The sequence below is a fragment of the Bartonella sp. W8151 genome, from assembly GCF_016100385.1.
Taxonomy (GTDB): domain Bacteria; phylum Pseudomonadota; class Alphaproteobacteria; order Rhizobiales; family Rhizobiaceae; genus Bartonella; species Bartonella apis.
On the sequence record NZ_JACFSO010000001.1, the window covers coordinates 605,015 to 627,872 of the forward strand.

At 47.2% G+C, this 22,858-nt stretch carries 16 protein-coding genes and 3 pseudogenes; 18 read left to right on the plus strand and 1 reads right to left on the minus strand.

The features are described 5' to 3' along the window. The first annotated feature begins 17 nt into the window (after positions 1-17). The 16 genes and pseudogenes from tsaB to truB all read left to right on the plus strand — a co-directional run bounded on the left by tsaB (position 18) and on the right by truB (position 17,378). Positions 18-686, plus strand: coding sequence for a tRNA (adenosine(37)-N6)-threonylcarbamoyltransferase complex dimerization subunit type 1 TsaB (gene tsaB, locus H3V14_RS02680; protein WP_198226351.1), 669 nt, complete (start codon positions 18-20; stop codon positions 684-686). Continuing rightward, positions 683-1,174, plus strand: a complete 492-nt coding sequence (gene rimI / locus H3V14_RS02685) for a ribosomal protein S18-alanine N-acetyltransferase (protein ID WP_075869728.1) — start codon at positions 683-685, stop codon at positions 1,172-1,174. Before tsaB ends, rimI begins: the two co-directional genes overlap by 4 nt. A gap of 31 nt (positions 1,175-1,205) precedes the next feature. Then, positions 1,206-2,570: a tRNA (N6-isopentenyl adenosine(37)-C2)-methylthiotransferase MiaB gene (gene miaB / locus H3V14_RS02690; protein ID WP_198226353.1), complete on the plus strand. Its 1,365-nt coding sequence runs from the start codon at positions 1,206-1,208 to the stop codon at positions 2,568-2,570. 533 nt (positions 2,571-3,103) lie between these two features. Continuing rightward, positions 3,104-3,808: pseudogene (locus H3V14_RS10970) on the plus strand (PhoH family protein); the annotation flags it as partial. Further along, positions 3,805-4,278, plus strand: coding sequence for an rRNA maturation RNase YbeY (gene ybeY, locus H3V14_RS02700; RefSeq protein WP_198226355.1), 474 nt, complete (start codon positions 3,805-3,807; stop codon positions 4,276-4,278). The pseudogene H3V14_RS10970 and the gene ybeY, both read left to right, overlap by 4 nt. A gap of 116 nt (positions 4,279-4,394) precedes the next feature. After that, entirely contained in the window at positions 4,395-5,405 is a 1,011-nt protein-coding gene (locus H3V14_RS02705; protein ID WP_198226357.1) for a hemolysin family protein, read from the plus strand. Between the two features lie 93 nt (positions 5,406-5,498). Then, on the plus strand, positions 5,499-7,109 hold the full coding sequence (lnt, locus tag H3V14_RS02710) for an apolipoprotein N-acyltransferase (protein WP_198226359.1): 1,611 nt from the start codon (positions 5,499-5,501) through the stop codon (positions 7,107-7,109). 132 nt (positions 7,110-7,241) lie between these two features. After that, positions 7,242-7,655, plus strand: coding sequence for a helix-turn-helix domain-containing protein (locus tag H3V14_RS02715; protein ID WP_198226361.1), 414 nt, complete (start codon positions 7,242-7,244; stop codon positions 7,653-7,655). A 316-nt stretch (positions 7,656-7,971) separates the two neighbouring features. Continuing rightward, positions 7,972-9,240 carry a methionine adenosyltransferase gene (gene metK / locus H3V14_RS02720; RefSeq protein ID WP_075915635.1) on the plus strand — a complete coding sequence of 423 codons (1,269 nt, stop codon included), beginning with the start codon at positions 7,972-7,974 and terminating at the stop codon, positions 9,238-9,240. After that, a complete protein-coding gene (locus H3V14_RS02725; RefSeq protein WP_198226363.1) occupies positions 9,240-9,959 on the plus strand; it encodes a tRNA (guanine(46)-N(7))-methyltransferase TrmB in 720 nt (239 codons plus the stop codon). Before metK ends, H3V14_RS02725 begins: the two co-directional genes overlap by 1 nt. Positions 9,960-10,155: 196 nt before the next feature. Continuing rightward, entirely contained in the window at positions 10,156-10,848 is a 693-nt protein-coding gene (rimP, locus tag H3V14_RS02730) for a ribosome maturation factor RimP (RefSeq protein WP_198214123.1), read from the plus strand. A 42-nt stretch (positions 10,849-10,890) separates the two neighbouring features. Continuing rightward, positions 10,891-12,543: a transcription termination factor NusA gene (gene nusA, locus H3V14_RS02735; RefSeq protein ID WP_246784932.1), complete on the plus strand. Its 1,653-nt coding sequence runs from the start codon at positions 10,891-10,893 to the stop codon at positions 12,541-12,543. Between the two features lie 17 nt (positions 12,544-12,560). Further along, a pseudogene (locus tag H3V14_RS02740) lies at positions 12,561-13,194 on the plus strand (RNA-binding protein). Next, positions 13,191-15,824, plus strand: a complete 2,634-nt coding sequence (gene infB / locus H3V14_RS02745) for a translation initiation factor IF-2 (RefSeq protein ID WP_198214122.1) — start codon at positions 13,191-13,193, stop codon at positions 15,822-15,824. The pseudogene H3V14_RS02740 and the gene infB overlap by 4 nt, the downstream one beginning before the upstream one ends. Positions 15,825-16,010: 186 nt before the next feature. Continuing rightward, positions 16,011-16,409 carry a 30S ribosome-binding factor RbfA gene (gene rbfA / locus H3V14_RS02750; RefSeq protein WP_198226365.1) on the plus strand — a complete coding sequence of 133 codons (399 nt, stop codon included), beginning with the start codon at positions 16,011-16,013 and terminating at the stop codon, positions 16,407-16,409. A gap of 6 nt (positions 16,410-16,415) precedes the next feature. After that, positions 16,416-17,378: a tRNA pseudouridine(55) synthase TruB gene (gene truB / locus H3V14_RS02755; RefSeq protein WP_198226367.1), complete on the plus strand. Its 963-nt coding sequence runs from the start codon at positions 16,416-16,418 to the stop codon at positions 17,376-17,378. 570 nt (positions 17,379-17,948) lie between these two features. On the opposite strand, the gene H3V14_RS02760 is transcribed toward truB, so the two are convergent. Continuing rightward, a complete protein-coding gene (locus H3V14_RS02760; protein WP_198226369.1) occupies positions 17,949-19,580 on the minus strand; it encodes an MFS transporter in 1,632 nt (543 codons plus the stop codon). Positions 19,581-20,106: 526 nt separating this feature from the next. Here H3V14_RS02760 and rpsO point away from each other — a divergent pair. Continuing rightward, positions 20,107-20,376 (plus strand): 30S ribosomal protein S15, encoded by a 270-nt coding sequence (gene rpsO / locus H3V14_RS02765; protein WP_075869739.1) that lies wholly within the window; start codon positions 20,107-20,109, stop codon positions 20,374-20,376. Between the two features lie 210 nt (positions 20,377-20,586). Continuing rightward, positions 20,587-22,722: pseudogene (gene pnp, locus H3V14_RS02770) on the plus strand (polyribonucleotide nucleotidyltransferase); the annotation flags it as partial. Positions 22,723-22,858 lie beyond the last annotated feature (136 nt).

The following is a 22,858-nucleotide window of genomic DNA, read 5'->3' on the forward strand; positions in this document are numbered from 1 at the left end:
GATTTAATAGACATTGAATGATTACATTAGCATTAGATACAGCTTCTTCAAATTGTGCCGTAGCGTTAATCAACGACGGTCGTGTTCTGGCGCGTGTGAGTGAAAACATCGGAAAAGGACACGCCGAAAAGCTTATTGATCAGATCATTGCGGTGAAAAATACGTCGGGGCTTGATCTCGACAAGGTTGATCGCATCGCTGTAAATATCGGTCCGGGGTCGTTTACCGGTGTTCGCATTGGTGTGGCAACAGCACGAGGTCTGGCTTTGGCCTTGAAAAAACCGGCGGTTGGCGTGAGCTCGCTTGAGGCAATCGGTTTTGAAGCTCTTAAGTGCTTTCCGGAACACCATGTAATAACTGTCATTGATGCCGGTCGTGACATGGTCTACCGGCAGGATTTTGACGAAAAGCTCGGACCGCTTATACCACCCGAGGTGAAGGCTTGCGAAAACGTTATTGCGTCCCTTGATAATAAGGCAATCGTTGCAGGCCCTTTTGCCGAAACGATCGCTCATTCTGCAGGCATAGTGGAGAATCGGATTTTTTCTATTGCTGCACCGGATGTTATAAGTTTTGCAATTCTCTCGCAGTCGAAAAAGTCGGACGGTGCGCCGAAGCCGCTTTATTTGCGCGAAGCGGATGCTAAACCACAAATGGGTTTTTCTCTTCCCAGGAAAAAGGAATGATAAGTTTTCCTTTTTCGAAATCGCGATTTACTATTGCTCCTATCACGTCCGATGATAGTGAGGCTCTACATGAAATACACAGAAAATCATTCTATCATGCATGGGATGAAGAAACCTTCACTTCTTTTTTGACTGATCCACAAATGTTCGGTTTTACTGTGAGTGTAATGGGTAAACCTGAAAAAATATTGGGATTTATTCTTTGTAGATTGGTTATTGATGAAGCAGAAATCATCACAATTGCTGTGCATCCCCGTTATCGTTCAAAAGGAATAGGACGGACACTTATGGACGCCGTTTTCAGATATCTTTATCAGGAACGGGCAAAACAACTTTTCCTTGAAGTTGACGAGACGAATAAAGCAGCTCTTGCTCTCTATAAAAGTTCCGGTTTTAATGAGGTCGGTCGCAGGCCCGGATATTATCAAACCGGTAAAGGCCATAGTGATGCCCTGATCATGCGTAGAACCATTCAGCAAAATGATTGAGATTTCAAAGAAAACCGGATAGATATGCGTTATGAGTGAAGCAAAAGAAAAAAACAGCAATGCCCGCAAGGTTTATATCAAAACCTATGGCTGTCAGATGAATGTCTATGATAGCGAACGCATGGGTGATAGCCTTGACGCAGAAGGCTATGTTGCTACGCAATCTCCTGACGATGCGGACCTTATATTGCTTAATACCTGCCATATTCGTGAAAAAGCTGCCGAAAAACTTTATTCCGATCTGGGGCGTTTGCGCGTTATGCGCGAGGAACGCGATCCTTCGAAGCCCTTGACGATAGGCGTGACGGGATGTGTTGCCCAAGCCGAGGGGGAAGAAATTCTAAGGCGCGCTCCGACAGTTGATCTGGTGGTGGGACCACAAACCTATCATCGCCTGCCCGAACTGTTGCGCAAGGTGCACGAGGGCAAGAAGATTGTTGAAACCGAATATGCTGTTGAAGATAAATTTGCCCATCTTCCACATCATAATCGTCAGGCTGTGAAAAAACGTGGCGTTACGGCTTTTCTGACTGTTCAGGAAGGGTGCGATAAATTCTGCACATTTTGCGTTGTGCCCTATACCCGTGGTTCCGAAGTATCGCGGCCTATCGGACAGATAATCAATGAAGCACGCGAACTTGTTGATGCAGGTGTAAAAGAGATCACTTTGCTTGGGCAGAACGTCAATGGGTGGCATGGTGTTTCGCAAGATGGTAGTCAGTGGCGGTTGGGCAATCTGCTTTATGAGCTTGCAAAGATTGATGGTTTGAAGCGGTTACGTTATACGACAAGTCATCCGCGCGATATGGATGACAGCCTTATTGCAGCTCATGGCAATCTTGAAATGTTGATGCCTTATCTACATCTTCCGGTACAATCAGGTTCCGACCGCATCCTCAAAGCTATGAACCGCCAGCATAAAGCTGCCGATTATTTGAAACTGATTGACCGTATCCGTCAGGCACGTCCGGATATAGCTTTTTCGGGTGATTTTATCGTCGGCTTTCCGGGAGAAACAGATGAAGATTTCGAAGCCACAATGAAGCTTGTTGAAGAAGTCGGCTATAGCTCCGCCTATTCGTTCAAATATTCTCCACGTCCGGGAACACCGGGAGCAACGATGAAAAATCATGTTGACGAAAGTGTCAAAGACGAGCGCCTGCAACGTTTGCAAACTCTCATTCTTGATCAGCAGCACCGGTTTTTAAAGTCGAAAATCGGTGAACGTGTTGAAGTGCTTGTTGAAAAGGCAGGCAGGCATGACGGGCAAATGGTTGGCCGTTCGCCATGGTTGTTACCTGTTGTTGTTTCAACAAATGCGAAAATTGGCGAAATTATTCCGGTCGATATAACCGAAGCTCTTCCGAACAGTCTTTTTGGCAATGCGGTAAACTGACAATAACGTTTTTCAATTGGAGCGCTCGTCATCAAAGCGGGTTTTCTTTTGTTTTTTAGTCCATATATTGCTGACAGAAACGGTTTTTTGAGGAGATAGGGTTGAACGATTCAACCGGAACAAAGAAAGCATTGAAGATCGAAGGAACCGGAAAGGTAAAAAAATCCGGCAAAGCGAAGACTGTTGCTTCCACTGTTAAAACAGCTACATCCGATATGGATCATGTTGTACTTGTTTTCGAGGATAATCGGCAAGCAAATGTCGTCTTCGGGCAGTTTGACGAAAATCTGGCTCGCATAGAGCAAAAATTGGGACTTGATATCCGTGCACAGGGAAATGAAGTGTCAATCAGTGGAAACAAGCAGGATATAGAGGTAGCTCGCCAAGCCCTTGATCAGCTTTATGAACTTGCTAAAACCGGCTTGCAGCCGGGACTGCCCGATGTTGACGGAGCAATAGCCCTTGCTACAACATCGGACGCCGGAACTGATCGGGAAAGCCCTGAAAAGGATCCGTCAAAAGTAACGCCGACCCATATCTCCACACGCAAAAAAACAATCTATGCCCGCACGCCTACACAGGATACCTATATGCGTGCGCTGCAACGAGCCGAACTGGTTTTCGGTGTGGGGCCTGCGGGAACAGGTAAAACATATCTTGCCGTTGCCCATGCAGCGATGCTTCTCGAGCGAGGGCTGGTTGAACGGATTATTTTGTCTCGTCCGGCAGTCGAAGCCGGTGAAAGATTGGGCTTTTTACCCGGCGACATGAAAGAAAAAGTCGATCCCTATCTGCGACCTCTTTACGATGCACTTTATGATATGATGCCGGCAGAAAAGATTGAACGCGCAATGGCTGCCGATATTATCGAGATAGCACCACTCGCCTTTATGCGCGGGCGCACGCTTGCGCATTCGGCTGTTATCCTCGATGAAGCGCAAAATACAACGTCAATGCAGATGAAAATGTTTTTAACCCGCCTTGGAGAAGGTTCGCGAATGATTGTAACCGGGGATCCGAGCCAGATCGATTTGCCGTTTGGACAAAAGTCGGGATTAACCGAAGCAATGCGCATTCTCGATTCCATTGATAATATTGTAACAGTGCACTTTAGCCAAAAGGATGTCGTGCGCCATCCGTTGGTGACGGCTATCGTTACAGCTTATGATCGGGATGCCCGTGCAAATGCAAAAAACCGCGCTCTAGACAATAACGGAAAAAAGAATTTATCAAAATGACAGTGCGTTATGACGTTGCAATAAATGCTGATGGCTGGCAAAGCGAACACAGTTTGAGAATGCTCGTTGATCGTGTGCTTGAAGCCACATTGCATGGCCTCGAATTCGATGATGTCGACAGCGAGCTCAGTCTGGTTTTTACGGACGATGCAAATATCCGTACGATAAATGCAAAGTGGCGCCACATAGACAAGGCAACAAATGTCTTGTCATTTCCCGCTTTTCCTATGCAACCGGGGCAGCGACCGGGCCCAATTCTGGGTGATATTGTTATTGCTCGTGAAACTGTTCAACGCGAAGCGCAGGAGGAAAATAAAAGCTTCGATGACCATTTGAGCCATCTTATTGTCCACGGGCTTCTTCATTTGACGGGATATGATCATCAAAACGATGATGAAGCAGAACAAATGGAATCTCTCGAGAGAAAAATTCTCGATTCTCTTGGTATTTCCGATCCTTATAATGATTGAGTAACAAGATGAATCTTGCTATTGGCGTTTTATACATATATTGAATTATATATGTTTTAATGCGGTAGCAAAAATGTGAAGTATTTTACTTTTGAATATTCTAACTTTAAAAAGTCATGACAGAAAAAACAGATAAATCAATTGAAGACGAGTCTAACCGTTCATCGGCCGGTCAAAGTTCTTCACGATCGCGAAGCAGTGAAAAGAAGTCTTTATTTGCCAATCTTTTTTCTTTTATGCGTTCCCGCAATAATTCTACTTTGCGAGAAGATCTGACAGATGCCCTTTCCGATGGGCAGGGAGATGCAAATTCGTTGTTTTCGCCGGAAGAGCGTCTCATGTTGAACAATATTTTGCGCCTTCGGGAAACCCGTGTAGAGGATGTGATGATACCGCGTTCGGAAATCGAAGCGCTTGATATTGCAACGACACTGGCTGAGACATTGATAGAGTTCGAAAAATCCGGTCATTCGCGTATGCCGGTCTATTCGGAAAGTCTCGATGATCCGCGTGGCATGCTGCATATTCGTGATGTTTTGAATTACATTACGCATAAAGCCCAAAGTGGAGAAAAAGAGGGATGCCTTGATTTTTCCAAAGTGGATCTGTCGCAACCTGTCGGCAGTCTCGATTTGATACGCAGTGTTCTTTTCGTTCCCGGGTCGATGTTGGCAGGGCAGCTTTTGACACGTATGCAGGCAACCCGAACTCAGATGGCGCTGATTATTGACGAATATGGTGGAACGGATGGCCTTGCTTCAATGGAAGATATTGTCGAACTTGTTGTCGGTGATATCGAAGACGAGCACGATGATGTCGACATGTCCATTATCAAAGAGCCTGATAACAGATGGCTTGTCGATGCCAGTGCCGATCTTGATGAGGTGGAAAAAGCGTTGGGACCGGATTTCAAGGTGGGCGAACATGGAGAGGACGTCGATACAATTGGCGGACTTATTGTTTCAACATTGGATCGGATACCGGCAAAAGGCGAAGTTGTCGAAGCAGTTCCCGGCTACCAGTTCCGTATTCTCGAAGCCGATAAACGTCGCATCAAACGGATCAGAATCCAACCTTTACAGAACCATCCAAAGCAGGAAAAGGGGAACACGCCGTCCGATTTATAAAACGGGTGTTTTGTATTTTTGTTCCTGTCACAATCAATCTTCTTGTCGGATGTTGAAATTCCAGAGGTAAAAGGCAAGTGGGGGAAACTGGACATGCAGATTTTGGCAGGAGTAACCACGTATATCGGAAAGCTTAAAGGCTCGAAACCGCATTTCGTAAGCTTTGTCTGTGGTGGAATAACAGCTCTCGCAACGGCGCCTTTGTATTTCTTCCCGCTGGCTTTTGTTACTTTCCCCGTTCTGGTTTTGTTGCTCGATAAGGTTGCTGTCGCCTCCAGTCTAAAGCAGCGCTTCAAGCTCGGCTTTTTGACTTGCTTCAGTTTTGGCTTCGGCTATTTCGTTTTCAGTCTTTGGTGGCTTTCCAGTGCCATGATGGTCGACCCCATAAGTTTCGGTTGGGCCATTCCTTTAGCAATTTTTGGGCTTCCGTTTTATCTTGCGCTTTACTGGGGGCTTGCAGGCGGGCTTGTTATTCTGTTTTGGAAAAAGGGGCTATCCCATCTGTTCGCTTTGGCGTTTGCTCTCGGTATTGCCGAATATTTGCGTTCCACTTTGTTTACCGGCTTTCCCTGGAATGCAATCGGCTACACAATTATGCCGACGCCGCTTTTTATGCAGTCCGACGCAGTGGTTGGTCTTTACGGAATGAATGCGCTCGCTGTGCTTCTTTATTCACTACCAGCCACTTTTTTTGACAAAAACCACCAGTGGCTTGCCTTAACAATCGGCGTTATTCTTTTTGGTGCGCATACGGGGTTCGGTGCTATCAGGCTTTATGAAGCACCTCCGATCAATGACTATGACAATGCCAACACGTGGGTAAGACTCATACAACCGTCCATTAAACAGGACGAGAAACTTGACAATCAGGTTCGCTATGCAATGTTCGACGCACATATGCAACTAAGCGAAAAACCGCTCACAAATAGTGCGCATGAACCTTCCTATATTGTTTGGCCGGAAACCGCAGTGCCCTATATACTGGACTATGTGCCGGAAGCAAAAATGCGCATCGCTTCCATTCTCCAACCGGATCAATGGGCAATTGTCGGGGCAGTCCGAAGCAGTGGCGCACCGAATGACGAAAACAATAAATATTTCAATACAATTGAAACAATTGATGGTAATGGCAATATTCTGTCGTCTTCGGACAAGGTGCATCTTGTCCCGTTTGGCGAATATTTACCCTTCCAGAATTTTTTTGACAAAATAGGCCTTCATGCATTGGCTGTAATGGCAGGCGGGTATAGCAGCACGCCGATACGAAAAACTGTGAAGATGCCAGATGGTTTTGTCTTTCTACCGATGATTTGCTATGAGGTGATTTTTCCTGATGGTATGAACTATGAAGGTGAAAAACCTCAAGCGATTTTAAACGTTACCAATGACGGATGGTTTGGTGTCACACCGGGACCATACCAGCATTTCGATCAGGCGCGTTTACGTGCTGTTGAAATGGGAATTCCACTTATACGTGCAGCCAATAATGGAATTTCGGCAGTCGTTGACCCCTACGGGCGAATCGTGCGGTGTTTGGACCTCGATAAAATCGGTTTAATTGATGCGCCAATCCCCTCTTCCATTGTTCCGATATGGAACATGAAAACAAAATTTATCCAAGCTTTTTCGGTATTTTTTATTATACTGATGTTAAGTTTAATGTTTGGTTTCGTAAAAAAGGAACACTCGATTGACAAGTTCTAATCAATGGGATGTTATGCGCATGAAAAGTGGTTCCAGCGGGGGACCGATACTGCAACCCCTAAATAACATTAAACATCTGCATTGGTTCAGGCTTATGAAGATGGATCAGTATTGACGCGAGAAAGTTAGATCATGTCCGCACCCAAAAAAATACCCGCCCCGACTGATGTTTATGTGGGAAGCCGCATCAGACTACGGCGAAATATGCTTGGGCTCAGTCAGGAAAAATTGGGGGAGCAGCTCGGCATTACCTTCCAGCAGATACAAAAATATGAAAAAGGCACCAATCGTGTCGGTGCCAGCCGCCTTCAGGCTATCTCCGAAATTCTTGATGTGCCGGTATCCTATTTTTTCGAGGAAGCACCGGGCACCCGTACGTCGGAAGGTTTTCATGAGGGAGATAATAACTTCATGGATTTTTGTTCGAGTAATGAGGGAATTCAGCTTCTGCGTGCTTTTACCAATATCAAGGATCCGAAAGTCCGACGCAAAATCATCGATTTGGCAAAAGCACTTTCTGAAGACGGAAAATCGAATTCCTTGTAAATGCGTTTTTTATTGAAAAGGCGGGAAAAATTTAAACGGTATTTTCCGATTGATTATTTAAAATTAATTTCAAATTTGTTGATTTTTTAAAAGAAATTTCTGTGCTTTTTGTCGCCGCACTATTCCTCAAGCAGACTTGATTGATAGCTCGTATATCAAAATTGCCATTTGAATGACAAATATCACATTTATTTCACGGTTCACGCTAAAACGGCATTGACGCAATTCGACAAGCTTGGCAAATAAAGCAATTGTCGTTTTTCTTTTTGGAGTATCCGGAAAGAATGCAAACGTCGTCTTTCTAGAGGGGTTTCCCGTGTCTCATCAGAATTATCTTTTTACCAGTGAATCGGTATCGGAAGGTCATCCCGATAAAGTTTGTGACCGTATTTCGGATGAAATTGTCGATATGATCTATAAGGAAGCATCCAAATCGGGTGTTGATCCATGGTCTGTCCGCGTTGCTTGTGAAACTCTGGCAACCACAAATCGTGTTATTATCGCCGGCGAAGTCCGCGTGCCTGATACACTTTTGAAAAAAGATAAAAATGGCAAGCTTGTCCATGACAAGAAGGGAGATCCGGTTATCAACCCGTCACGCTTCCGTTCGGCTGCTCGTCGTGCAATTCGCGCAATCGGTTACGAACAGGAAGGTTTTCACTGGAAAACAGTGAAGATTGATGTTTTGTTGCATTCCCAATCTGCAGATATTGCCCAAGGCGTCGATAACGCATCCGACCGACAGGGAGAAGAAGGTGCAGGTGATCAAGGCATCATGTTTGGCTATGCATGTAGGGAAACACCGGATTTGATGCCGGCACCAATCTACTATGCCCATAAAATTCTCGAAACATTGTCGATTGCCCGCCATCTTGACGAAGGCGAAGCAAGCAAGCTTGGACCGGATGCAAAAAGTCAGGTGACTGTTCGTTATGAAAACGACAAACCGGTAGAAGTGGTTTCCATTGTTCTTTCTACCCAACATATTGATCCGACATGGGATTCAAAGAAGGTGCGCTCTGTCGTCGAACCATATATCCGTCAAGCATTGAGCGATATAAAAATTGCCGACAATTGTAATTGGTATATCAATCCGACAGGAAAATTTGTTATTGGTGGTCCGGATGGAGATGCCGGTCTTACCGGGCGTAAAATTATTGTTGATACTTATGGTGGTGCAGCTCCTCATGGCGGTGGTGCATTCTCCGGTAAAGATACCACCAAAGTTGACCGTTCGGCGGCTTACGCAGCACGCTACCTTGCCAAGAATGTCGTTGCGGCCGGACTTGCCGATCGTTGCACAATCCAACTTTCTTACGCAATCGGCGTCGCGCAACCTCTTTCGATCTATGTCAATCTGCATGGAACCGGCAAAGTTGATGAAGGTGTTGTCGAAGCTGCAATCCGCAAAGTTATGGATTTGTCTCCATCGGGAATCCGCAAGCATCTCGAACTTAATAAAGCAATTTACGCAAAAACATCTGCTTATGGTCATTTCGGCCGCAAGCCGGGGCGGGACGGCTCGTTCTCGTGGGAACGGACAAATCTCGTCAAGGCGCTGAAAGAGGCAATCAAGGCGGCGTAATGGACGGACATAAAGAACGGGCAAGCGAAGCTTTCTTCGGACGACGTCGGGGAAAGGCATTGCGTGCCGCCCAGATAAAACGCGAAGAGACATTGCTTCCCGTTCTTGCATTGGATTTGTCAAAGCCTGCACCTGAAAGGCTCGCCGACCTATTCAATAATTCCGGAGACACAAAAAACAATTACGACGATATACGCATTGAAATCGGTTTTGGTGGTGGCGAACATCTCGCCCATGAAATGGATAGATTCCCTCAAACCGGTTTTATCGGTGTCGAGCCATTCATTAACGGAATGGCCAAAATGCTCGGTGCTTTGGAAGATAATCAAGAAAGATTGAAACATATACGGCTTTATGATGATGATGCCACACGGTTGCTCGACTGGTTGCCGCCATCATCAATTGCCGGAATAGATCTTTTCTATCCTGACCCTTGGCCGAAGAAGAAACACTGGAAACGCCGCTTCGTGAATATGAAGAATCTCGATCGTTTTGCGCGTGTTTTGAAATCCGGAGCCAAGTTCCGGTTTGCTTCCGATATTGATACTTATGTGAACTGGACACTTTTTCACTGTGCACATCATCCGGATTTTATCTGGTCAGCCAATGGGGCGGCAGATTGGAAATTGCCTTTTGAAGCCTGGCCGGGAACGCGCTATGAAGAAAAGGCATTGCGGGAAGGGCGCGTACCCGCTTATCTCACATTTGTCAGAAAATAGCGGTAACTCTTCAAAATTATCGGGCGGAAATATCGCCTGAAGAACAGTCTTAAACATTCGAAATGTTCTACTTGAAAACAAAATTCATCAGGTGTATATTATAGAAAATTCTTGATCATTTGATGAAGAGTGGGTTTTCCGAGCCCGCTCTTTTTTGTTACCGGAATGGTTTGATTTATATTTGGAAAAGTTGGGTATGAGCGAGAGCGGACAAGCAAGTGATTTGGATGAACCGCGTCTTTTTGAAGAAAAAGGCGTTGAAGCACGTGTCGTTGCAATTGTTGCTCCGGTGTTGAAACCTCTTGGCTACCGGATTGTTCGTGTCCGCTTATCCGGTCTTAATGGGCTTACTTTGCAAATTATGGCCGAACGTGGCGATGGTACAATGACAATCAAGGATTGCGAGGAAGTCAGTGGTGTCGTTTCTCCTATTCTTGATGTTGAAGATATCATTGAGCGAAAATACCATCTGGAAATTTCTTCGCCCGGGATTGATCGTCCACTCGTCAGAAAATCCGATTTTTCGCGTTGGCAAGGCCATATTGCAAAAATAGAAACAACCGGAATGATAGATGGGCGAAAGAAATTTCGCGGGACAATCAGCGATGTCGATGAGGATGGTTTTGTTCTCAATACAGACAAGGCAGCCTATGGTGAAGCTTTGGCTGTGCGAGTTCCATTCAGCGAGATAGCTGATGCGCATCTTGTTTTGACCGATGATCTTATCCGTGATGCACTGGCAAAAGACAAAGCGTTGCGTCAGCAGCTTATTCCGGATGATGATCTTGGACCCGATAGCGGTTCTAAGAAACCGGAGAATTCGGGCAAGACACAAAAGAGTTTGAAAGGCGGGGACAGTCGAAAAAAGTCCAAGCCGGAAAAGAAATAACTTAGTCGATGCCGTGAAGCGGCACAAAGAAGGAGAGAATCAATGGCTGTAAGCGCTAATAGGCTTGAACTTCTGCAAATCGCAGATGCCGTTGCCCGCGAAAAGTCGATTGACCGTGAAATTGTCATTTCTGCAATGGCTGATGCTATCCAGAAAGCTGCGCGGTCACGCTATGGTCAGGAAACCAATATCCGTGCCGATATCAATTCCAAAACCGGCGAAATCAAGTTGCAGCGTTTGCTGGAAGTTGTCGACACGGTTGACGATTATGCGACACAGATTTCTCTGGAAGACGCAAGAAAACGCAAACCTGATGCTGAAATCGGCGATTTCTTGTCGGATCCGTTGCCGCCAATGGAATTCGGGCGCATTGCTGCCCAGTCGGCCAAGCAGGTCATCGTCCAGAAAGTGCGTGAGGCCGAGCGCGATCACCAATATGAAGAATATAAGGATAAGGTTGGCGAAATTGTTTCCGGCACTGTCAAACGCGTAGAATATGGCAATGTCATTGTCGATCTGGGACGCGGTGAGGCAATTGTTCGTCGTGACGAACTCATTCCGCGTGAGTCGTTCCGTTATGGCGATCGTATTCGTGCTTATGTCTATGATGTCCGGCGCGAACAACGCGGGCCGCAAATTTTCCTTTCGCGTACCCATCCGCAATTTATGGCCAAACTTTTCACTATGGAAGTTCCGGAAATTTATGACGGCATTATCGAAATCAAGTCGGTTGCCCGTGATCCCGGTTCACGTGCAAAGATTGCTGTCGTTTCGCGCGATGGCTCGATTGATCCGGTTGGTGCATGCGTTGGTATGCGTGGTAGCCGCGTTCAGGCTGTCGTCAACGAACTTCAGGGCGAGAAGATTGATATTATCCCGTGGTCTCCAGATGCGGCAACATTTATTGTTAACGCTTTGCAACCGGCGGAAGTGGCTAAAGTTGTTCTTGATGAAGATGCAGAACGTATCGAAGTTGTTGTGCCTGATGACCAGCTTAGCCTTGCAATTGGACGGCGTGGTCAAAACGTCCGTCTTGCTTCGCAATTGACAGGTTGGGATATTGATATCCTTACAGAACAGGAAGAATCCGAGAATCGGCAGAAAGAGTTTGCAAAACGTAGCAAATTGTTCATGGAAGCTCTGGATGTTGACGAGATGGTTGCACAGGTCCTTGCTTCCGAAGGCTTCGCTTCTATTGAAGAGATCGCCTATGTCGATCCGGATGAAATCAGCTCGATTGAAGGGTTTGACGAAGAAACCGCTTCTGAAATCCAGCAACGTGCGAAAGACTATATCGATAAACAGGAAGCCGAACTCGACAAGAAACGTAAGAAACTTGGTGTTTCCGACGAATTGCGTGAATTGCCGGGAATGACAACGGCGATGATGGTTGCTGTCGGTGAGGATGGCGTCAAAACGATTGAGGACTTTGCCGGTTATGCCGTTGATGATCTGGCCGGTTGGCGCGAACGTAAAGATGGCGAAACACAGAATTTTGCCGGTGTTCTTACACCGTTCGATATAAGTCGTGCCGATGCCGAAGCAATGGTTGTCGCAGCCCGTTTGAAAGCCGGCTGGATGACAGAAGAAGATCTTCATAAGCCGGAAGAGAACGATGGGGCGGAGGAAAACACACAAACGGCAACGCCTGAAGATGCTACCAAAACTGCCGAAACAGAAACACCGGCTGAATAGGAAAGATGGGCTGATTGATGAATGACCGTACATGTATCCTGACAAGAAAGAGTGGTGATGCTCACGAGCTTATCCGCTTTGTTGCCGGACCTGACGGTCATCTTGTGCCTGATATCAAAGCCGATTTGCCGGGGCGGGGAGCCTGGATTTCCGCCTCGAAATCTGTTCTTGAAGAAGCAATAAAACGCAAGGCTTTTACACATAGCCTGAAGACTGATATTATTGTGGATCAGGGGCTTGTCGAACTTGTGGACAAACTTTTGGTCAAAGCGGCACTCGGTCGTCTTGCTCTGGCTCGAAAGGCGGGTGCTATTGTCACCGGTGCAACCAAAGTTGAACAGACAATACGTTCAGGTAAAGCATGTCTTGTTTTACATTCGAAAGAAGCAGCTTTTGATGGTAAACGCAAGATTGAACAAGCAATTTACTCGGTTAGACGACCGGATAAGCAAGACATTCCGGTTGTAACTTTATTCAACAGTGATGAAATGGGTGTGGCTTTTGGTGACAATCCTGTGGTACATGCTGCATTATTGAATTTGAAGCTTGCACAAGGATTCATCAAAACAGTGCAAAGACTTGTTGCCTACCGCGACGGGAAGCACTAGGCCGGAAAAGAAGACGGTAGAAGCCGTGAAGGAAACGGAATGACGGAAAACAATAACGACAAGAAAACAGCCAAGAAAACGCTGACCTTAAAACGCCCCGGGGTTGAAACCAGTACAGTCAAGCAGAATTTCAGTCATGGACGTACAAAGGCGGTCGTTGTCGAAACGAAACGGCGCAAGATTACCCGTCCGGATGAAAAGGTCGAAGTCAAGCACGTTGTGACCAAGCCGCGTGTCGCTCAGACAGCAAAGCCACGTACAGAAACGGCTCCCAAAGTTTCCTTGCAGCACCCGCACAGCAATCTTTCCTCGGCTGAAATGGAAGCACGCATGCGTGCACTGGAAGAAGCTCGTCTTCACGCCGAAGAACAACATAAGCTTGAGGAAGAAGAGCATAAACGTGCTCAGGAAGAAGCCAAGCGTCGTCAGGCGGAAGAAGCAAAACGCGCTAAAGAGCGCGAAGAACTTTTACGCAAGCAGGCGGAAGAGGATGCAAAAGCTCGTGCGGCTCATGACGCTGAAAAAACTGAAGCTCACAAGCCGGAAGTTAAAAAGCATGAAGTCCATAAGGTCAAGGATGGCTATCGTCCTAAAACCGACAAGCAGGCGGCCAACCGACCGATTGAACTTGATATTGCACCCGTTACTAAACAACGTGCAGCGGCTCCTGTCGCAAAACGTAATATTGTTGATGATGACGAGGATGATCGTCGCTCGCGTCGTGGCGGTGGCAATAAATCCGAGGTACGTGCTCCAAAAGCAGTGAAGGGTGGCGAACAGCGCCGCCGCAGCAAACTGACATTGAGCAGTGCACTTGACGAGGAAGGCAATTCACGTGGCCGTTCAATGGCTGCTATGCGTCGGCGCCAAGAAAAATTCAAACGCTCGCAGATGCAGGAACCGCGCGAAAAGATTTCCCGCGAAGTGACAATTCCTGAAACCATTACTATTCAGGAACTCGCCCAACGTATGACCGAACGCTCTGTCGACGTCATCAAATATCTGATGAAACAGGGGCAGATGTTGAAGCCCGGTGATGTGATTGATGCCGATATGGCGCAATTGATTGCTGAAGAATTCGGCCACACGGTAAAACGCGTTGCTGAATCGGATGTTGAAGAAGGTCTCTTCAATGTTCCCGATGATCCGGCAAAGCTCAAACCGCGCCCACCTGTCGTTACCATTATGGGGCACGTTGACCACGGCAAGACATCGCTTCTTGATGCCATCCGTCATGCCAATGTTGTGGCTGGTGAAGCGGGTGGTATCACCCAGCATATCGGCGCCTATCAGGTTGAACAGAAGGGACAGAAGATCACCTTTATCGATACACCGGGACATGCGGCCTTTACGGCGATGCGTGCCCGTGGTGCGCAGGTAACCGATATTGCGGTTCTGGTTGTTGCAGCCGACGACAGTGTCATGCCGCAAACGATTGAATCCATTCACCATGCAAAAGCTGCCGGTGTGCCGATTATTGTTGCCATCAACAAGATTGATAAACCGGCTGCCGACCCGCAAAAGGTCAGAACCGAATTGTTGCAGCATGAAGTTTTCGTCGAAAGCATGGGCGGTGACACACTGGAAGTGGAAGTTTCGGCAAAAACCGGCAAGAATATCGACAAGCTTCTTGAAGCAATTTTGTTACAGGCGGAAATTCTCGACTTGAAAGCCGATCCTGATCGTACGGCCGAAGGTGTTGTTATCGAAGCACAGCTTGATCGCGGTCGCGGTGCCGTTGCAACGGTTCTCATCCAGAAGGGCACATTGCATCCTTCCGACATTATCGTTGCCGGCAATGAATGGGGACGTGTTCGTGCCCTTATCAATGACCGTGGCGCCCATATCAAAGCGGCAACTCCGTCAATGCCGGTCGAAGTTCTCGGTATGCAAGGCACACCGCAGGCTGGTGACCGTTTTGCAGTTGTCGCCAATGAAGCCCAGGCACGCGAGATTGCCGAATATCGTCAGCGTCTTGCCCGTGAGAAGGCAGTTGCGCGGCAGGCAGGATCGCGCGGTTCGCTCGAACAGATGATGAACCGGATGCAGACGAGCGGTATGAAAGAATTTCCGCTGGTTATTAAAGGGGATGTTCAGGGCTCTGTCGAAGCCATTACCTCAGCGCTTGAAAAACTCGGTAATGACGAAGTGCGCGCGCATATTGTCCATGCCGCTCCCGGTGGTATTACGGAAAGCGATGTATCATTGGCTGCAGCATCCAATGCTGCCATTATCGGCTTCAACGTTCGTGCCAATAGTCAGGCACGTGATGCAGCCGAAGCCCAAGGCATCGAAATTCGTTATTACAATATCATTTATGATCTTGTTGACGATGTGAAGGCAGCAATGTCGGGCATGTTGACGCCGGAACGGCGCGAAACTTTCCTTGGCAATGCAGAGATTATCGAAGTCTTCAACATTTCCAAAGTTGGAAAGGTCGCAGGTTGCCGTGTTACGGAAGGCAAGATGGAGCGTGGCGAGGGTGTACGCCTTATCCGTGATCATGTTGTTGTCCATGAAGGCAAGCTCAAGACCTTGAAACGCTTCAAAGACGAGGTTGCCGAAGTTCCTGCCGGTCAGGAATGCGGTATGGCCTTCGAGAATTACGATGATATTCGCGTTGGAGATATTATCGAAGCGTTCCGCGTTGAAACCGTTAAACGCTCGCTCTAATTCAACATATGTTTGGCCATATTATTGAAAGATATGGCTAAACGGAAGATCCCGTCTGATGAACGAAAGTTGCGCCGGTTTTCGAGTGGTGGTTGGCCGCTTTAATTCGATGCGAATTGATCGTTCGGCAAGATTTCGGGGGATTGATCTTAAAAATATGCGCCCGAAAAATCAAAGGTAGTAGCTATGAAACATGCTGGTCCGTCCCAAAGGCAATTGCGTGTCGGTGAACAGGTTCGCCATGCTCTTGCTTCCATCTTCCAGCGCGGAGTTATTCTGGATCCGGTACTTGACGGTGTTGTGCTTAGTGCAACCGAAGTCAGTATGTCTCCGGATTTACGCGTTGCAACCTGTTTTGTCGCCCCACTTGCCGATGCTGATGCAGAAGAGGTTGTAAAAGCGCTTAATCATCACGCGAGATTTATTCGCGGCGAGTTGGGGCCCGAGTTGCGGCAATTGAGATATATGCCGGAATTCCGTTTCAAGGTGGATACGAGTTTTGACAATTTTGCAAAAATCGATGCCTTGTTGCATTCGCCGGAAGTGGCCCGTGATCTTCATCACGATGACGAGGAAAAGGAATAGAATTTTATGGCGCGTCAGCGAAAGAAAAAAGGCCGTCCGGTTTCAGGCTGGGTGATTCTCGATAAGCCGGAGGGCATGGGGTCGACCGAGGCCGTTTCCAAAATCAAATGGCTGTTTCAGGCCGAAAAAGCCGGTCACGCCGGAACACTTGACCCGCTTGCTTCGGGCATGTTGCCAATTGCTTTGGGAGAAGCCACAAAAACGGTTCCCTATGTTGTTGATGGTACAAAGGTTTACCGCTTTACAGTTTCCTGGGGTGAAGAACACAATACCGATGACATGGAAGGTGTAATCACAAAAACTTCCACCAAGCGCCCGGTTAAAGAGGACATAATATCGATTTTGCCTCATTATATTGGCACGATCTTGCAAACTCCGCCGCAATTTTCTGCCATCAAGATTGATGGCAATCGTGCGTATGATCTGGCACGTGAAGGTGAAAAAATCGAAATTCCGGCACGTGAAGTTGAAATCGACAGCCTCGAACTCATTGATATGACACCGGAAGGCAATGCGATTTTCGAGGTGGAATGCGGCAAAGGGACTTATGTGCGTGCTCTTGCTCGCGATATGGGAAGAGAACTCGGGTGCTATGGCTATATTGCCAATTTGCGGCGCATCGAAGTTTCGCCTTTCGTCGAAGATGATTTTGTTAGCCTTGAAGATTTGGAGGCTGCAGCGCCGGAAAGAGGTGAGGCCGACGAGAATGGCATCTATCCGCCACGCGATTTCTCGGCTCTGGATGAACTTTTGATCGAAACTGGTGCGGCACTCGAATTTCTGCCCCAATATCCCTTAAGCGATGAACAGGCTTATCGTGTGCGAATGGGAAACCCCGTTTTATTGCGCGGGCGTGACGCACCTGTTGATGAAGATGAGGTTTGTGCAACGCATAAGGGAAAATTGCTGGCAATCGGTATGATCGAAAAAGGCCAGTTTAAGCCCAAGCGTGTTTTCACAATCGGATGATTTCATAAAAAACTAAAAAAGATAGGTGTTTCACCATCGGCCCATTTAACGAATTTTAGTCAATGGGTGGTTTTTTGGGGCGGAAATAGTTGATTTTGTCGGAGCGGGCTCCGGCAAACATCGGCTATCCGGCTTGTTACAACTCTCGCCAATAATTTTGTCAAAACATCAGATAGTTCGACACCCAATTTGTGTTTCACAATCGGTATTTTGCACATATGTCGGCTTACCAAAAACGGTCCTTTTGAAGGATATAATAATCAGTTGAGAGAGTGGGGCAGTAAATTAAGAAGAAACAGAATTATCAATTAAGCCGACCATACCTCCCCATATTCAAAACATTAATTTAAAAAACCGAATTCAGTGTTTGCTTGCTGCAGATATATTGTAGATGTAGCTTTAGACAGGGGTAGAATTGGAAACAGGGATGGAATTGGCAAATATGCTGTTTTCCTTGACGTACCGATTCCGGTTTATCATCAAAATCGGAGAAGGGGCGGACAACGGGTAACGTGGCGCTCGACCAGTTTTTAAAAAGCACGCTTATTTATTTTCTCGTTAGATACCGGTTCAGTGCAGATGATGGGCCGAGTGCTTGACTTGTATCTGGTTGGCTTCCGGCACAGTGTGACGTTCGATCATGCGGTGAACGCGCATGCCTTCCGGAATTTCGCTCAGCTTGCGAAGTTTTTCCGTTACGTCGGCATCGGCTTTGGTGCGGCGGCGATTATGCCTCAAATAATCCACCCACGTCGTCATATGGTAGGTTTCAACCCAGCGGTTCGGGTGTTCGAGATCACGCAATAGTGTCCATTGCCTTGCACCGTCACGCAGTCTGATGCGACGCCTCAACGACATTGTTTCAAGAAAATCCGGAATGTTCTCGTCCTTGATTTCGTAGTCGATCAGAATCATGATCGGGCCGCTTCTGGCCTGAAGATCAAGATGCAATTCCGGTTCGCGGAATTGATCAAGCGGGTCAAGGTTGATGCTCGGTATTTCAAAGATGGTGAATTTAAATCCCATCAATGCACCAATAATGAGGAATGCAGCACATATATAAAGCGCAATGACGGGCGAATAATTGTCAGCAAGACTTCCCCATAACCAGCTTCCGACGGCCATGCCACCAAAAGATGATGTCTGATAAAGAGCCAAGGCTCGTGAGACAACCCAGCGCGGTGTTGATAATTGCACCGAAACATTAAAGAGCGAAAGTGCCAGAACCCAACACATGCCGGCTGGGAAAAGGACGATATGTGCGATGATTGACGAGTCACTCAAAGCGAGCAACAGACAAGATAGCGCATAGCCGATGAATGAACCGGCAACAATTGCTTCCGAGGGAAAGCGCCGCCTTACCCAGGAATTGATAATGCCGGCAGCAATAGCTCCCACGCCGAAAGAACCAAGCAATGTTCCGTAAATGAGTGCCCCGCCATCAAGCTTTTCGTGGGCAATAATGGGAAGAAGTGCAAGAACCGATATCGCACCAAGGCCGAACATGAAGGCCCTCGTCATGATGTTTAAAAGATGCGGTGACATGAAAACATAACGTAAGCCGTCAGACATAGCTGCGACGAGTCTTTCGCGCGGCAAACCGTTATTTGCGTAATCGGGTTTCCAGAAAAACAGCGCACCAAGAAGGGGAATATAACTGAAAGCATTGACGACGAACGCTGCCGCGCCACCAAAGGCCGCAACAATTGCACCGCCGGTTGCAGGCCCGACACTGCGCATCAAATTGAAGCCGACACTATTTAATGTGACCGCCGCAGAAATATCTTCACGCGGCACAATATCTCCCACCGTTGCTTGCCAAGGGGGGTTATAAAGAGCCGAGCCACAGCCGATCAGAAATGTAAAGGCGAGAAGGAGCCACGGCGTCAAGAGACCGAAACAGGTGAGAACGGCAAGGAGAACTGAAACAGCCATCATCATCAATTGCGCGGTAATCATGATCTGCCGACGGTTGAAATTATCGGCAAGAGCACCGGCGAGAAGCGAAAAAATCACAACCGGTAAAGTGTTGGCGCCCTGAACAAGCCCCACCATTGAATGGGACGTGCTGATTAATGTCATAATCCAGCCGGCACCAACTGTCTGGATAAGCCCACCCAGATTTGAAACAAGCGTTGCCGCCCACAGACTTCTGAAAGCCTGGCTTTTAAATGGCGCAAGTGTCGAGCTTTTTTGCTGCATCGGTTCCCGGAAATTGGACTTTTATTGCACCCAATCTAAGTGAGCGCCGTTGAAGCCGCAAGTGTCAAGTAACGTCATTCCAATCGGCTTGTGAAAATCTGCACACTTATTATTATCAATAATGCCTGATTACGCTATTCGACTATAAGAGAATGCTTGTATATTTTTGAGATATTGCGAGAGAAATTATTTTATTCAAAAAGAACTGGAAACCGAATTCGGTAAGTAAATGCTTTTATTTCAAAGAGAATTCGTGAAGAGTGGCAGATAATAGCTTTTTCTGCTCATTGTCTACGTTTTTTCTAATTGCCTGAATTCTCATTGTTTGCGAGAGAAAGAGAATAGCAAAGCGAAAATAGTCGAAAACTTTAGTGAACAAAAGGTAGGACTAGTAATTCAAGTATAATTCCTATATATGAAGCCACCGTGCATGTGCTTTTTGCATTTGCCGATTCATAGACCCTAGCTGGACGACATCCCGGCCGGGGCGTCTTCAATGTCCCACTTTTTTTGAAAGGATGAACCGATGTCGATTACTGCTGAACGTAAACAGGCTTTGATCAAAGAATATGCAACCAAGGAAGGCGATACAGGTTCGCCGGAAGTACAGGTTGCTATTTTGTCTGAACGTATTGCCAATTTGACCGAGCATTTCAAATCCCACAAAAAGGATAACCATTCCCGCCGGGGTCTTTTGAAACTTGTTTCCCAACGCCGTCGCCTTCTCGATTACCTTAACGGTGTCGATGAAAAGCGTTACCAGTCGTTGATTTCCAAGCTCGGCTTGCGTCGCTAAACAATCAAGGCGGGAAATTATGTGGTTTCCCGCCTTTCAATTTCGACAACTTGAAAAAGCTGGCGAAAAAGAGGAACCGTCATGGGGCAGGATTGCCGGTCGCATCGGGAAAGAAGTCGGATGCGCCTCGTTGTCTTGCCCATGGCATGACCAAAGAACTGAACCGTTAACAAGGTGAAGGTACCTTTTACGGTTAATCAAGGACAAGAAATGTTTTTTAACACTCATAAAGTAGAGATTGACTGGGCAGGCCGCCCGCTGACTCTTGAAACAGGCAAAATTGCGCGTCAGGCTGATGGTGCAGTTATGGCAACTTACGGCGAAACAATCGTTCTCGCCACGGTGGTTTCTGAAAAGGAACCCAAACCCGGGCAGGATTTTTTCCCGCTCACAGTCAATTATCAGGAAAAGACTTATGCAGCCGGTAAAATACCGGGTGGTTATTTCAAACGCGAAGGTCGTCCGAGCGAAGGCGAAACATTGATTTCACGTTTGATCGACCGCCCGATCCGCCCGCTTTTTGCCGAAGGCTACAAAAACGAAACACAGGTCATCATCACTGTTTTGCAACATGACCTTGAAAACAACCCCGATATTTTGTCGATGATAGCAGCTTCGGCTGCCCTGACCCTTTCGGGTGTTCCGTTCATGGGGCCGATTGGTGGCGCACGCGTCGGTTATATCAACGGCAAATATGTGCTGAACCCGAATATCGACGAAATGCCGGAATCGAAGCTTGATCTCGTCGTTGCAGGCACATCCGATGCTGTTTTGATGGTTGAATCGGAAGCACAGGAACTCAGCGAAGATGTTATGCTCGGTGCTGTTATTTTCGGTCATAACGGTTTCAAACCGGTTATCGATGCAATTATCAAGCTTGCTGAAGTTGCTGCCAAGGAACCGCGCGAATTTGCTCCGGAAGATCTGAGTGATCTGGAAAAGAAGATGCTCAAATTCGCCGAAAAGGATCTGCGTAAGGCCTATCAACTTACCGACAAGCAGGAACGTTATGCTGCTGTTGATGCGGTTAAAGCCAAGGTTGACGCGAAATTCATGCCGGAAGGCGAAGAAGAACCGGAATATAATTCGGAAGAAATCGCAACAGTTTTCAAGCATTTGCAGGCAAAAATTGTCCGCTGGAATATTCTTGATAACGGCAGCCGTATTGATGGTCGTGATTTGAAAACAGTCCGTCCGATTTATACGGAAGTCGGCATTTTGCCGCGCACCCACGGTTCTGCATTGTTTACCCGTGGTGAAACACAGGCAGTCGTTGTTGCAACATTGGGAACCGGTGAAGACGAACAATATATCGACTCGCTCACCGGAATGTATAAGGAAACCTTCCTTCTCCATTATAACTTCCCGCCATTTTCAGTTGGTGAAACCGGCCGTATCGGTTCTCCGGGGCGTCGTGAAATCGGTCATGGAAAGCTTGCATGGCGTGCAATCCATCCGATGCTTCCCTCGCAGGAAAGTTTCCCCTACACAATCCGCGCCGTTTCGGAAATTACCGAATCTAACGGCTCGTCGTCCATGGCAACCGTTTGCGGTACATCCTTGGCGTTGATGGATGCCGGTGTTCCACTGCAGCATCCTGTCGCCGGTATTGCTATGGGGCTTATCAAGGAAGGCGACCGTTATGCGATCCTTTCCGATATTCTTGGTGATGAAGACCACCTTGGCGATATGGATTTCAAGGTTGCCGGTACGGAAAATGGTGTCACAGCCTTGCAGATGGATATCAAGATCAACGGCATTACCGAAGACATCATGAAAGTTGCTCTCGGACAGGCAAAAGAAGGTCGTATCCATATTCTTGGTGAAATGGCCAAAGCTTTGACCGGCGCACGTTCCGAACTGGGTGAATATGCTCCGCGTATCGAGATGATGAATATTCCGGTCGACAAGATCCGCGATGTTATCGGTTCCGGCGGTAAGGTTATCCGCGAGATTACCGAGCAAACCGGTGCCAAGATCAATATCGAAGATGACGGCACAATCAAAATTGCATCTTCCGATGCCAAAACAATTGAAGCTGCCAAACGCTGGATCCATTCCATCGTCGATGAGCCGGAAGTTGGCCAGATCTATCAGGGTACTGTTGTGAAAACAGCCGATTTCGGTGCTTTCGTCAACTTCTTTGGTCCGCGTGATGGATTGGTTCATATTTCACAATTGGCTCCCGAACGCGTTAACAAGACAACCGATGTTGTCAAGGAAGGGCAGAAGGTTTGGGTCAAACTCATGGGATTTGACGATCGTGGCAAAGTTCGCCTGTCGATGAAAGTTGTCGATCAGGAAACAGGGCAGGAAATCCCGCGCGAAGAAACCCCAAAGTCTGAAGATGCCGACCATACCGAAAAACATGGAAAGCATGAAAAGACTGAAAAACACCATGACGACAATGGTGAAAAGAGTGAAAAACACGATAAAGGCGAAAAGGATGAAAAATCCGATAAGCCCGAAAAGAAACATCGTC